This is a genomic window from Leptospira inadai serovar Lyme str. 10 (assembly GCF_000243675.2).
GTDB lineage: Bacteria > Spirochaetota > Leptospiria > Leptospirales > Leptospiraceae > Leptospira_B > Leptospira_B inadai.
The window spans coordinates 310,689-324,482 of the sequence record NZ_AHMM02000017.1 but is presented as its reverse complement, the minus strand read 5'-3'; the positions used below and the strand labels follow the sequence as shown (position 1 = coordinate 324,482).

General features: G+C 47.7%; 12 protein-coding genes. 8 read left to right on the top strand and 4 right to left on the bottom strand.

The features are described 5' to 3' along the window. Positions 1-60: 60 nt before the first annotated feature. Genes LEP1GSC047_RS10810 through LEP1GSC047_RS10795 form a run of 4 tightly spaced genes read right to left on the bottom strand, consistent with a single transcriptional unit; the run spans position 61 to position 3,515 of the window. Positions 61-297: a hypothetical protein gene (locus LEP1GSC047_RS10810; protein ID WP_010418122.1), complete on the bottom strand. Its 237-nt coding sequence runs from the start codon at positions 295-297 to the stop codon at positions 61-63. A 7-nt stretch (positions 298-304) separates the two neighbouring features. Continuing rightward, positions 305-901, bottom strand: a complete 597-nt coding sequence (locus tag LEP1GSC047_RS10805) for a hypothetical protein (RefSeq protein ID WP_010418125.1) — start codon at positions 899-901, stop codon at positions 305-307. Continuing rightward, a complete protein-coding gene (locus LEP1GSC047_RS10800) occupies positions 894-2,348 on the bottom strand; it encodes a bifunctional ADP-dependent NAD(P)H-hydrate dehydratase/NAD(P)H-hydrate epimerase (protein ID WP_010418128.1) in 1,455 nt (484 codons plus the stop codon). The genes LEP1GSC047_RS10805 and LEP1GSC047_RS10800 overlap by 8 nt, the downstream gene beginning before the upstream one ends. A 6-nt stretch (positions 2,349-2,354) precedes the next feature. Then, on the bottom strand, positions 2,355-3,515 hold the full coding sequence (locus tag LEP1GSC047_RS10795) for an LIC_12708 family protein (protein WP_020988710.1): 1,161 nt from the start codon (positions 3,513-3,515) through the stop codon (positions 2,355-2,357). 364 nt (positions 3,516-3,879) lie between these two features. Between LEP1GSC047_RS10795 and rimP the strand changes: the two genes are divergently transcribed. From rimP to LEP1GSC047_RS10755, 8 genes are all read left to right on the top strand, one after another. Next, positions 3,880-4,308: a ribosome maturation factor RimP gene (gene rimP / locus LEP1GSC047_RS10790; RefSeq protein WP_232225643.1), complete on the top strand. Its 429-nt coding sequence runs from the start codon at positions 3,880-3,882 to the stop codon at positions 4,306-4,308. A 2-nt stretch (positions 4,309-4,310) separates the two neighbouring features. Further along, on the top strand, positions 4,311-5,672 hold the full coding sequence (gene nusA / locus LEP1GSC047_RS10785; protein ID WP_010418137.1) for a transcription termination factor NusA: 1,362 nt from the start codon (positions 4,311-4,313) through the stop codon (positions 5,670-5,672). A 69-nt stretch (positions 5,673-5,741) separates the two neighbouring features. Then, positions 5,742-8,777, top strand: coding sequence for a translation initiation factor IF-2 (infB, locus tag LEP1GSC047_RS10780; protein WP_039934640.1), 3,036 nt, complete (start codon positions 5,742-5,744; stop codon positions 8,775-8,777). Between the two features lie 10 nt (positions 8,778-8,787). Continuing rightward, complete coding sequence (rbfA, locus tag LEP1GSC047_RS10775; RefSeq protein ID WP_010418149.1) at positions 8,788-9,141, top strand: 30S ribosome-binding factor RbfA; 354 nt, start codon at positions 8,788-8,790, stop codon at positions 9,139-9,141. Further along, positions 9,098-10,024, top strand: coding sequence for a tRNA pseudouridine(55) synthase TruB (gene truB / locus LEP1GSC047_RS10770; protein ID WP_039934637.1), 927 nt, complete (start codon positions 9,098-9,100; stop codon positions 10,022-10,024). The genes rbfA and truB overlap by 44 nt, the downstream gene beginning before the upstream one ends. 52 nt (positions 10,025-10,076) lie before the next feature. Further along, positions 10,077-10,343 carry a 30S ribosomal protein S15 gene (gene rpsO, locus LEP1GSC047_RS10765; RefSeq protein ID WP_010418154.1) on the top strand — a complete coding sequence of 89 codons (267 nt, stop codon included), beginning with the start codon at positions 10,077-10,079 and terminating at the stop codon, positions 10,341-10,343. Between the two features lie 10 nt (positions 10,344-10,353). Then, entirely contained in the window at positions 10,354-12,441 is a 2,088-nt protein-coding gene (gene pnp, locus LEP1GSC047_RS10760) for a polyribonucleotide nucleotidyltransferase (RefSeq protein ID WP_010418156.1), read from the top strand. A 47-nt stretch (positions 12,442-12,488) separates the two neighbouring features. After that, entirely contained in the window at positions 12,489-13,787 is a 1,299-nt protein-coding gene (locus LEP1GSC047_RS10755) for a M16 family metallopeptidase (protein WP_020988709.1), read from the top strand. Positions 13,788-13,794 lie beyond the last annotated feature (7 nt).

Here is a 13,794-nt window from a genome sequence, read left to right as displayed (position 1 = left end):
AACATGGAATCCCCGCTCATCAATGTTCTGTCCTCAGTCTTCTGTCTTCCGTCCTCTGTGCTAAACCGGCAATCGCCTCAATTCTTCAGAAAGACGTTTCAGATCTCGGACAAGGTCAACGGGGGGCGGGTGGATTGTCGCAGCCGCTTGTAAAGCGGTCTCTATTAAATCGAGGATCAATTTGCGTTCCGTTACTGCGCGAACCTTCGGCATTTTGCTCCATTCTGCCCGGAAGATCGTGGCTTTTTCGTCCACGATCGACGTGATTTGATTTAACGTATTGATCGCTTCGCTCATGATCGCCTCATATTTTTTCTATATTCAATCGCATTACGGATTTATGATCGACTATTTCCAATTCGAAATTCCGTTCCACTGCCGTTTTAAAATGGCGAGTGATATTCGTCCAAAAATTCGGTTTACCTATTTTGCATTCGTCGGGGAGTTCGTTTACTCGATCCCGATTCGGTTCGTAGCGAAAAAATTCCGTCCTGCCTACTGCGATAATCCTGGACGGAACCTGCCATTCTTCCTGAAGACAGGATAAACCGGTATTGGTAGTTATCTTGGCCATTAATTTCAAGCCGGCGCTCGGATACTTTACGTCGACGGAACCGGAATTAGTCATGAACAGGAAAAAAACCGGAAGTTGACGTTCGCTATCTCGACTCTCGGAAACTCTCAGTTGCACACCGGATACCGTTATTTGATTCGATTCTTTTTTTCCGGTAAAAGCTAACGGGTTTACAATTCTTGCGACTACTGCGAAAATAAATAGGAGAAGGATAAGGTCGAATAACAAAATTAACTTTGTGCGGGACTTTTCCTTTCCCTTGGTCTGGATTTGCTTCAAGAATTCCCTAAATTCCTCCGGAGAACGAGAGTGATAACCTTTACCCATGGGAAATTACCTTGCGAATATTTTTACGAATTCTGCCTGCGCTCGGATAACCGTCCGACATTTCTGCGGAAGAAACGAATAAGCTAAGTGCTAAGCGAACCGCCTCTATCATATCATGACCTCTGGAAAGGAAGAAAGCAAGCATTCCTACCAAAAGATCGCCTGTTCCCATCACGGCGAGCTTCGGCTCCTGGTAAGGCCAAAAGAATGAACCTTCCTTAGGGGTACATAAAACGGAAACGCTGCCCTTTAAAAGAATATGACAATTTCTTTCTATCGCCCATTCCTTTGCATCCTGCCATGCGTCTAAAAATCCGGCATATTTTTTTCCGGTAACCCTGGACCATTCGCCGACATGAGGAGTGAGCAGGACGTTCGGACCTAGTTTGGTAACCGAATAAGGTAAAATTGCTCCCGCATCCAAAATGACCGGAACTTTCTCCGGAAGAAGCGAGGTGGGGCAGTCTTCCGGAGAAAGCCCGGGGCCGATCGCGAATACTTTCGCCTTTCCCGCAAAGCTTCCTAAAAAAGGATTTTGGTCCGAGGCGAAGAGTTTTACCATTAAGGAGGATTCCTTCTTAAGCATTTTTTGAATGGTACTTGCGGACGGTGTTAGGACGAGAGAGATACCTCCTCCCATTTCATGAAACGAAAGAGTGGAAGATAGAATCGCACCCGCCATTCCCTCCGAACCTCCTAAAAACAAGGCCGAACCGTTGGAATATTTATGCGAGCCGCGCTCCCTCTGCATCCGTTTCTTCAATTCTTTCCGACTGGCCTTACTCCAGACTCTTTGATTTGTGGAAAACTTGTGACGGAGAAATCCGATGGGATGAAATGTTTTTTCGACTTCAAGATCGGAATGAAACAGATTCGTCAGTTTATGAGATCCGATTTCCGCCAGTCCATCGATCGGAAACGGAGCGTGTGCGTCCGGATGAAAACCCGAATGCATATCTATACTGAGTACAAAACAATCCGAACCTAATTTTTCCTTGAGTATCCTAATTTCGGATGCGACGCGTTCCAGCTCATCGGATAGGGGCGGGGAAAATCCAGTACCGAGTAAGGAATCCACAACGATCTCGCTATCGTTCCAGGATTGAGAATGAAATTCTTGGAGGGGGTATAGTTTTGCGCCGGAACTGACGCAGAGATTTCTATAAAACAAGGTCTCTTCCGAAAGATTTCCTTCTTTGTAGAAGACTCGGCAAGGAACTCCTTCCGCCGAAAGAAAATGAGCCAGCGCGAAACCGTCTCCGCCGTTATTTCCGGAGCCGCAAAGAAAAAGTGCACCTCCGGTTTTTTTGAATTTGGTTTTCCACGTTTGAAAAATAGAAACGGCCGCGAAGCCCATCAGCAACTGAGAAGGCGTCCCTCCTTCGTTGATGGAAAGTTTATCTAATTCTATACTTTCCTCGTCGGTAAAAAGGGCTTCGCTTTTCACTTTAAATCATTTCCATTTATGCACTTCGAGATAACCCGAGCGAATTCTGACGGAATAGATTTCGTCGTTCGCATCCATCCAAGTTTCCCTCCACAGGCCTCGCGGGGGCGGATAGTTGAGGCGGATATTGTTCACATGATTGCCGTCGTCGTTGTGGACTTGAAGTCGAATCGAGTTTCCTTCCTCCGCTTCGGTTTCCCAAATGAAAAAATTATCATCGTTCAATACCCAGAAGAGGGTTTCGGACGGATCCTGTATTTCCTTGATCGGTGTGACCCGCTTGGCTTCCCAATCGTAGCGATAGATTCTGCGAGATTTAAATCGTCCCGATTTCGCTTCATAGAAACTAAAAGCCGCCAACGCATATTCTCCTTCGGAATGAGGAAGAATCGTGTCGATATACCAGGTATTCCCATCCGATACGGAATGTACGATGTCCTTGAAATCGTTGGAATCCAATCTTTGTTTCACTTTTCCCGTCTCGTCGAATACGCTCAGGCGCATCTCTCCATTGGAGCGATGAAAGACGAAAAGTAAATCGTTGCGACCCGCTTCGATTCGTTCCACATAGCCGAACGGCGTCGATCCTCCGACCCCATCCGAGTAAATCGTCTGTACTAATTTGCCCGAATCGTTAACCTTTAGAATGACCGAAGGTAGAGCTTCTTCCGCATCCGTTTGAAATTCTCCCGATTTCTTCGCAAAAATATTTTCGGGGGCCTTTTCCTGTTTTACGTCGTCTTTTGATATTCGGGATTGAATGAAGACATCATCGCTTCGGGAAACCGAAACGAGGCCGATCCGACCCAACTTGACGTTGTAAATTTTTGCCTTATCCAAAGTCTTTTCTTTGGGATTTCCGATTACGAACTTGAGTTCGCCCTCGGTCGTGAATGCCTTTACGAGAGATTGTTCGAAATCAGGGATGTACATCAGGCCGGATGCGATCGCAATTTGGTTCGGTACGTTTGTCGGAACCCTATTGACGATGTTAACTTGAAGTTCTTTTATATCTTTTCCTAATTTTATTCTTCCGTAAAGGTACGGGTTGTAATCATCCACGCGGAATTTAGAACAAGCAAAATGAATCACCCCGATCGCAATGAGGAACAGGAAAGGGAAACGTAGGATTGTTTTTTCGTTTTTATTGGGTTTAAATAGATGCATAATTCGAAATGGATCCGAGGCGAGGAAATTCCGTCGATTCGGACGTAAACGGTACCATCCCGAGTATTCCATCAGAAAACAAGCAATTTCGACCAATCCAAGAAACTGTGTTCTCGGATACGGTGGATTTTTTACTTTACACTAGGGATTGTCCCAAATAATTTGAAAGGATATCGGGAACCACCCCATAGTATGGGTAGTAACAAGTCTAAGTTCGGCATGAAAGTGCCGACCTGGATGGAAAACATCTCGCTCTCACAGGCGAGAGAGGCGGTTCAGAGACTCTCTGTAAGGCCGGCACTTGACAGTCAGTAAGGAAACGATCTCTTCTATTTTAGATGGTATCCTGCTCGCACCCGTTAAGTTGTACGCACTCATGGTTAGCCAAAGGCCCAACCATACGCTGATCGAGGTAGAGTTGGATCACCTCGAACACCCGTACGGTTCCGTCAGCCTTCTGGAATGTGAGCAAGTTTCCAGAAAACTGAATGAAGAGTTGGAGCGGATCTTCCCGGATCTGAACTACACTCTTAAAGTTTCTTCTGCGGGAGCGGAACGGAAACTGGTGCTTCCTGAGGACCTGGATCGGTTCCGTGGAATTCCAGTGCGCCTCGTGTACCGGGTCGAAGGTGAGTCGGGTGAGAAAGAGGGGATCTTCAGGATCCTAGATAGGCAGGGTGACCGTTTTATTTTGGAACCGTTTTCCAAACGGAAGAAAGGAAGCGGGAAAAAAAAGGAAGCCTTCTTGGAATTGAAGGATATACTGAAAGGAAATTTGTACGTAAGTATTTGATTATGGCAGTAAAGAAGAAAGAAGCCGAAGGCAATCTGTTGGAAGCAATTCAACAATTTTGCGCCGATAAATCCCTGGACCGGGAAGCGGTTATGGGAGTCATACGGGACTCTTTAATTACGGCCTATAAGAAAAAGTCGGGACTCGACGGTTTGGATGATACGGAAAATCCGATTAAGGTCGAATTCGCCTCGAATAACGAAGGCGATAACGTTGTCATCATTGTTCCACGGAAGGTCGTCGATGGAGAACCGAAAGACGGTTTGGAAATTTCTCTCGCGGACGCGAAAGTCACTCATCCGGAAGCCAGGATCGACGAAATATTAGAATTTAAAGAAAAGCCGATGGAGTTATCCAGAATTATCTCCAGTCAGGCAAAACAAATGGTCTTCCAACGTCTCCGAGATATGGAGAAAGAGCTTTTATACGAAGAATATAAAGCGAAGGAAGGAGAACTAACTCACGGTTATTTCCAACGTTGGAAAAAGGACGCTATGTCGATCGACCTCGGAAAAGTGGAAGGCGTCATGCCTAAACGGGAACAGAATCCCGGAGAAAAATACCACAGCGGCGACCGTTTAAAGGCGATCATTCAGAGAGTGGAATTAAGGCCTCGCGAGCCGATTCCCGTAATCACTCTTTCTAGAGCTTCCGCCGATTTTGTTAAGAAATTATTTGAAATGGAAATTCCCGAGATCTACGACGGCCTTGTGGAAATCGTCAACGTTGCAAGGCAGCCTTCCATACGAACAAAGGTAGTCGTCCATGCAACTCGCGGAGATATAGATCCTGTGGGCGCCTGCGTGGGAATGAAGGGTGTCCGGATTCAATCCATTGTGCGCGAGCTCGGAAATGAGAGAATCGATATCGTCCAGTATTCCAGCGACCCGACCGAGTTTATCGCAAACGCGATTTCTCCGGCCAAACCTTTCGATGTAAAGGTGGACACGCAAGGAAGAGAGGCAATGGTGATTGTTCCCGAAGAACAACTTTCTCTTGCAATCGGAATTAACGGGTCCAACGTAAAGTTAGCCTCCCAGTTGACGGGTTTCCGGATCGATATTAAAACGATTGCACAGTATAACGAAGAATTTTCCTCCCCGGAAGCGCGGGAGAGACTTGAGAAATTATTTAGTCCTCCTACCAACGAGGAGGAAGACGACGGCGCGACTCCCCTGGAAGATCTTCCCGGTCTTTCTGCTCGCCTAATCGGTCTTTTGCGGAGCGCCGGTATCAACGACGTAGAAACCTTGATCGAGATCAGTCAGGATGATTTGGCCAAACTCCCAGGGATTGGCCCGACTACCGCGACGCAAATTCTCAAAATTTTGGCCGAATCAGTGGAGTGGGTGGAAGAGGGTTAATCTCTTCGATTACCCGAGTAATCGGGTGGGAAACCGGAAGGAACCGCCTTCACAAGACCAGGAAATTATATGGAAGATAAGAATAAGACAATCAAGGAAAAGCTCCAAGGTTCTGCCGATGCCGGTAAGAAGAAGAAGCTGGTAATTAAAAAGAAGCCGGACGAGAAAAACTCGTCTCCGGCCTCCGGTTTCAGGAAAGAAACCTCGGGCGAACAGCAAGCTGCTTCTAGACAATCCGCTTCCGGAGCCGGCGGCGGATCGAATGCAAGGCAGCCGTCTTCTTCCCATCCCAAAGAACAGCAATACTCAGAAACTAGACAGGATCGTTCGGAACCTCCTACTCCAAGGAACCAACCTTTGTTGGATGACGATACCTCTGGAAAAAAATCCCCATTCCAAAGAGAAGACAATAATATTATAGTATCTCGTCCGAATCAAAGACAGACATATTCCGGACCAAGTAGTAGGGATTCTTCTTCTGACGGCCAAGGTGGCGGCGGTGGATATCGCGGAGGCCAGGGAGGTCAGGGCGGAGGATACCAAGGCGGTCAAGGTGGCGGTGGTGGATATCGCGGAGGCCAGGGAGGCCAAGGCGGAGGATACCAAGGCGGTCAAGGTGGCGGTGGTGGATATCGCGGAGGCCAGGGAGGCCAAGGCGGAGGATACCAAGGCGGTCAAGGTGGCGGCGGTGGTTATCGCGGAGGCCAAGGCGGTCAAGGTGGCGGCGGTGGTTATCGCGGAGGCCAAGGCGGTCAAGGTGGCGGCGGCGGTTATCGTGGAGGTCAGGGCGGAGGATACCAAGGCGGTCAAGGTGGCGGTGGTGGATATCGCGGAGGCCAGGGAGGCCAAGGCGGAGGATACCAAGGCGGTCAAGGTGGCGGTGGTGGATATCGCGGAGGCCAGGGAGGTCAGGGCGGAGGATACCAAGGCGGTCAAGGTGGAGCTGGCGGTTATCGCGGAGGCCAGGGTGGCCCAGGCGGCGGTGGATATCGCGGGGGCCAGGGTGGTCCAGGTGGTGGCGGTGGTTATCGCGGAGGCCAGGGTGGCCCAGGCGGCGGTGGTTATCGCGGGGGCCAGGGTGGTCCAGGTGGCGGCGGAGGTTATCGCGGAGGCCAGGGTGGCCCAGGCGGCGGTGGCGCAGGTTTCCGCGGTCCAGGCGGACCCGGTCCCGGAGTTGCAGGTCCTCCCGGCGGAGAAGGCAGAGGTGTACTCGGACCTTCCGGAAAAAAAAGAGGCGGGGAGAAGGAAAAATCCGGCCGATCCGAATCCTCTTTTGGAGCGGAAAATTCAAAGTTTTTTAAACAATCCTATCGTAAGCATAAAAGCGGCGGACCTACCGGTGTTTCCGTTCCGAAAGAGATTACTATATTAGAAAATGTTCAAGTCGGCGAGCTTGCCAAGAAAATGAATCTTAAGCCCGGCGATGTGATCGGAAAACTCATGAAGATGGGAATGATGGTCACGATCAATAATATTATCGATGCGGAAACGGCATCGATTCTTGCGGATGAATACGGCTGCAAGGTCAAGGTAGTTTCTCTTTATGAGGAAACTTTAATCGGAGAGGAAAAAGATAATCCGGAAGATTATATCCATAGGCCCCCGGTCGTTACTATCATGGGCCACGTCGATCATGGTAAGACCAGGTTGCTGGATACGATCCGCAAATCCTCCGTCATTGATACCGAATCGGGTGGAATCACTCAGCATATCGGTGCGTACCAGGTCAAGACGCCGAGAGGGGAAATTACCTTCTTGGATACTCCGGGTCACGAAGCATTCACGTCTATGCGAGCCCGCGGTGCGAAAATTACGGATATCGTGATTCTGGTAGTCGCGGCAGACGACGGTGTAATGCCTCAAACATTGGAAGCGGTATCGCACGCGAAAGACGCGAAGGTTCCCATTATTGTCGCAATCAACAAAGTCGATCTTCCTACCGCAAATCCTGAGAAGATTATGCAAGAACTCGCCAATCACGGACTTCAATCGGAAGAGTGGGGCGGCGATACTATGTATTGTAAGATTTCCGCGAAAGAGAATATTGGAATCGATAAGCTTTTGGAAGCGGTGCTTCTTCAAGCGGAAGTTCTGGATCTCAAAGCGAATCCGAAACGTAGAGCGAAGGGCACGATTGTAGAAGCGAAATTGGATCCGGGGCGCGGTGCCGTAGCAACCGTCCTAATTCAAAACGGAACGCTCCGAGTGGGCGATCCGTTTGTCGCGGGAGTCTTTTCCGGACGAGTTCGAGCCATGTATGATGACTATGGACATTTGATCAAGGAAGCCGGACCGGCCTTCCCTGTTCAGGTAACCGGTTTGGACGGAGTTCCCGACGCGGGCGCTCCGTTCGATTCGATGGCGGATGAAAAAGAAGCCAGAAATATTTCCCAGCACAGAATCGAGTTCGAACGTATCGGTAACGCCGGAGCGACCGGTTCCAAAGTGACCTTGGAAAATATGAACGAGTTCATTAAACAAGGCGCATTAAAGGAACTGAAAGTTATCATCAAAGCGGACGTTCGCGGTTCTGCGGAAGCGATAAAAGAGGCCTTGGAAAAACTTTCCACTCCGGACGTGAAATTGAACGTGATTCAGTCCGGCGCAGGAGCCATCGTAGATATGGACGTTATGCTAGCTTCGGCTTCGAACGCTATCATAGTCGGATTCCATGTAAGGGCGAATCCGAAAACCATCGCATTGGCGGAAAAGGAAGGCGTTCAGATCAAATACTACAGCATCATTTATCAGGTTGTAGACGAGATCAAGATGGCTATGGAAGGACTTCTCGAACCGGAGAAGATCGAAGAAGTCATCGGAACCGCCGAGATTCGCGAGGTTTTCAAAGTATCGAAAATCGGAAATATCGCCGGCTGTATGGTTACTTCCGGAAAGATTACGAAAGCCTCCGGCGTTCGCGTGATCAGCGACGGGGTAATCGTTTTCGACGGAAAATTAAAATCATTGAGACGATTCAAAGACGAAGTAAACGAAGTTCTAAACAATTTTGAATGCGGTATTCAATTGGAAGGATTTAACGATTTCAAAGTCGGAGATTCGATCGAAGCGTATACAGTCACGGTGATCAAACGGAAGCTAGACTAAGAGGACTATCTTGAACCCGATCCGTAAAAGGAAGATCGAAGTGGAGACGGTGAGAACCGTCGCCATGATGATTCTGACCGGAAAGGTGAAGGATCCGAGGGTGCATATGGTTTCCGTTCACCGTTCGGAGTTATCAGACGACGCTAGATTCTTGAAAGTGTACGTTACCTCTATCGTTACGGATAAAAAGAAGGAAAAACTGTTGGCGGGATTAAATAGCGCCGCAGGAAAATTTGCAGCGACTTTATCGACAAAGTTGAATCTTAGGATGACTCCGAAGATTTCCTTTGTATGGGATGACGAATACATCCAAGGCTTAGATGAATCCCTTCGACTTACGAGAAAACCCACCAACCCGAACTGAAATCGGATTCTTACTTCTGGACAAACCTGTAGGAATGACTTCCTCGGACTTGGTCATGAAGGCAAAGAAATCTCTAGGACTCCGGAAAGTAGGACATACCGGCACTCTGGATAAGGCGGCCTCGGGCTTGATGCTTCTTCCGATCGGCTCTTCTACTAGCTTCTCTTCCTTGTTCTTAACGAAAGAGAAGGAATACATCGCAGAAGTACAGTTCGGATTTTCCACCGATTCGGGTGACCGAGAAGGTTTAGTTTTGGAAGATTGGGAAATCGGGAAAATCAAAGCCTGGCTGATAGAGAATCGTCCTAAATTAGATGTGGTTTTGCGGAATGTTCCTGAGTGGGAAGAGCAGACTGCACCGGAGATCTCTGCCTTGAAGGTGGGAGGAAAAAGACGGGCCCAGTTATTTCGAGAGGGTGTGGAAGTCCCTCCGAGTGTTAGAAAGATTAAAATTTACGAATTCGAAGTTCGTAATTTTGAAGAGTCGGGACTCACGATTCGAACGAAGGTTTCGGGCGGCACGTACATTCGAAAGCTTGTGATGGATATCGGAGAGGCCTGTGGACTCCCGATGAGTCTCAAATCCTTGACTCGCACGAAGGTGGGAAAACTGACCTTGGAGCAGGCCGATGGTTTTGGCTGCCTAGAATCGAAAACCGCAAGAATCCATCCACCGGAAGAAATCCTGGATATTCCGACATTGGAAATTCCCGGAACCGAAGTAAGAGACGTTTTTCACGGGAAGAAGATCAAATTGGAATGGATTCCCGCTCAGGAGTTTCTACTTACTTCTCCGGAAGGGGAGATTCTGGCTTGGTGTAAACGGGACGGTTTGCCGGGTAGTTTAACTTATAAATATTTAAAGGTCTTCCCTAAAAATTAGCTTGGACGCCCTGCCCCAGCCCTCGAAAATTGGCACAGGTACATTCAAAGCTATGATAACTACGGAAGCAAAGAAGCAAATTATATCCGCATTTGCAAAAGGAAGCGCAGACACTGGGTCCACCGAGGTTCAAGTTGCGCTTCTGGACGCCCGCATTAAGGGTTTAAACGAGCATTTTAAGGGTCACAAGAAGGATTTTCATTCTAAAACGGGCTTGCTTAAGCTCGTAAGCAAACGTAAGAAATTATTGGAATACCTAAAACGCAAAGATCTAGATCGTTACAAGAAGCTGATCGAAACTCTCGGACTACGTAAGTAAGGTCCGTCTCATGGCAAAATCGATTACCGGCCAATTCGGTCGGGATGCAATTACTCTCGAAACGGGAGACTGGGCAAAGCAGGCTCATGGATCCGTCGTTTATAAGACCGGAAATTTAGTTCTTCTTGCGACCGTCTGCGCTGCCGACGAGCCGAAAGAAGGCCAGGATTTTTTCCCTTTAACCTGCGAATATTCCGAAAAGATCTATTCAGTCGGACGCTTTCCCGGGGGATATTTTAAGCGGGAATCGAAACCGTACGAGCACGAAGTACTTAATTCTAGAATCATAGATCGTCCGATCCGTCCTCTCTTTCCGGAGGGATATTTTTGCGAAGTTCAGCTATTAGTTCAGGTGTTGTCCGCAGATACGGAAGTTTCGACTGCCGGGCATGCCTTGAATGCCGCGTCTGCCGCTCTTTCTATTTCCAATATTCCGTTTAACGGTCCGATTGCCGGAGCTCGTATCGGTAGAATTAACGGCGAGCTAATCATCAATCCTACAAGCAAGGAAATCGCAAATTCCGATTTGGATTTGATCGTAGCCGGAACGAAAACTCATATCGTAATGATCGAAGGCGAAGCGAAAGAACTTTCCAACGAGGAAATGTTAGCCGCTTTGAAATTTGCGCAATCCCATATCTCTAAGTTCGTGGAGCTTCAAGAAAACTGGGTCAAGGAATTGGCGATAGCCAAGAAAGAAGTCAAGCTCAAACAAAAAGACGAAGCCTTACTGACCGAAGTACGCAAGTATGCGATCGATAAACTCTCCGCAGCGAACCGTACTTCGGATAAATTATCCCGCTCCAAAGAAATTTCCAACGTCAACAAGGAAGTGGTCGAGTACTTTAAGACGACCGTTACCGACGCGGAAAAAATCAAAGATATTAAAAATTTCTTACATGAACTCGAGTATGAGATCGTTCGCGAACAAGTCTTACAGGAGGGTGTTCGCTTTGACGGTCGTAAGCTGGACGAGATCAGGAACATTAGTGTAGAGATGAGCCCTCTCCCTGGCGTACACGGATCCGCCGTGTTTACCCGCGGACAGACTCAGTCTTTAGGGACTGTGACGTTAGGGACCGCTTCCGATAACCAACGATATGAAACGTTGGAAGGGCAGAAGGAAAAGAACTTCATGCTGCACTATAATTTCCCTGCGTTTTCCGTCGGAGAAGTAAGAAGATCATCCGGTCCGGGCAGGAGAGAAATCGGGCATGGAAATTTGGCTGAAAGGGCGCTCAAACTCGTACTGCCAAAACTGGATGATTTTCCGTATGTGATCCGAGTGGTTTCGGAAATTTTGGAATCAAACGGTTCTTCCTCTATGGCTTCGGTTTGTTCCGGTTCCCTCGCCTTAATGGCTGCGGGAGTTCCTATTAAATCCTCCGTTTCGGGAATTGCAATGGGACTTTTCTCGGACGATAAGGGGCGCTTTGCGGTTCTTTCTGATATCGCCGGTCTGGAAGATCATTTCGGAGATATGGACTGTAAAATCGCCGGAACGCGAAAAGGAATCACCGCTTTTCAAATGGACTTAAAAGTTACGGGAGTTGCGTTCGACGTTCTCGAGTCGGTTTTTAACCAAGCCCAAAAGGCTCGCTTTCATATCTTGGATATTATGGAAAAACATATTTCCAAGGCCGAGGCCACCGTTTCTAGGAAAGCTCCTCGTATCATCATCAAACATATTCCGAAAGATCGGATCGGTGAGTTGATCGGTCCGGGCGGTAAGAATATAAGGGCAATCATCGAAGCTTCCGGTGCGGATATCAATATCGACGACGATGGTCGAGTAACGATTGCAGGAGCCGATATGGAATCCGCGGAAAAGGCTGCCGGAATGGTCGAAGGCTTTTTTGCGGAAGTCGAAGTCGGAAAGATTTACGAAGGAAAAGTGAAGAGAATCACGGACTTCGGGGCCTTTGTCGAAATTCTACCGGGTAAAGAAGGTCTTTGCCACATCTCCAAATTGGATTCCAAACGAGTGAATTCGGTTAAGGACGTCGTGCGCGAAGGCGAAATCATTAAGGTCCGAGTTCTGAACGTAGATAAGACCGGTAAAATCGATCTTTCTCGTAGAGACGCACTCGAAGTTTAATCTCCTATTGGCCGGCGGAATAATCCTCGCCGGCTTTCCCTCTTACATTGACTCTAAAAGAAGAACAAACACATAAGATAGAGTTGCAGAACGGCATCACCGTTCTATTCCAGCGCGCGCCCTATACGGTTAGCGTTTCTCTCGGCGTTTATATTAGAGTCGGATCAAGATCGGAAAGTCCGGAGGAAGCGGGGTACTGCCATTTCCTAGAACATATGTTGTTTAAGGACACGCAGAAGAGAACGGCAAAACAACAGGCCGAAGATTGGGAAAGAGTAGGAGCCTATTCCAACGCGGTCACTTCCCGGGAATATACCAATTTTTATGCGACTTTGGCTTCACGAGATCTCGAACTCGGATTGGAACTACTTTCGGAAATGATGTTCCTTCCTTTGCTCCGAGACCAGGATATTAAGACGGAAGCCGAAGTAGTCTTGGAAGAGATGAAAGGATACGAAGACTCCCCCGAAGACGGAGTGCATGATTTCTACTATAATAATTTCTTTCCTGAAAATGCCCTAGGCTCGGATATTATCGGAACGGAAAAAAGCATTAAAGCGGTTACTTCGCAATCGCTAAGGGAATTTTACGGGAAATACTACCACTCGGCAAATATGATTCTTTCTATTTCCGGCGATTATGAACCGGAATGGATTCTTAAAACGGTGGAAAAATATTTTTCTTTCAAAACGGATCGAGGGTTGACCGCCCGTTTTCAAACTCCTCAAAAGGCATTCGGATATTTTCGCAAAGGGAATAAAGAAACCGAACAGGCATACTTTATTCTTGGCGGAGAAGGGCGTCCGAGAAGTTTTCATGATGCAACTCGTCTTTCTCTTCTGACTCACATTTTGGGTGGAGGAATGTCTTCTCGGCTCTTCCAGAAAATTAGGGAAGAGCGAGGTCTCTGCTATCACATTACGAGTTATCCTTCTTCTTATAGTGATACGGGAATTACTTCGATCGTATGCTCCTCTTCGAAAGAAAGGTTTTTAGAGTCTTTAACGTTGATTCTGGAAGAATTAAGAATTTTCCTGGATCTCGGAATCACATCCGCGGAGCTCTCGGACGCGCAAACAAATCACGAAGGAAGTTTATCGATCGGATATGAGCATACCGAAAGTAGAATGAATAATATCGCCTTTCAAGAAATGTATTACGGGAAGTATTACACTTTAGAGGAACGAATTCGAGAAATTCATTCGGTGACTTTGGACGAACTGAATTCTTTAGCGAAGAGAATTTTCGCACTTCCTCAATTGCATTTATCCGTCCTGGCAAAAATGAACGCCAAGGAAGAAGAGAAATTGAAAAAGATCTTCGAATCGTTTTCATATCCGAAGTGAGGGACCT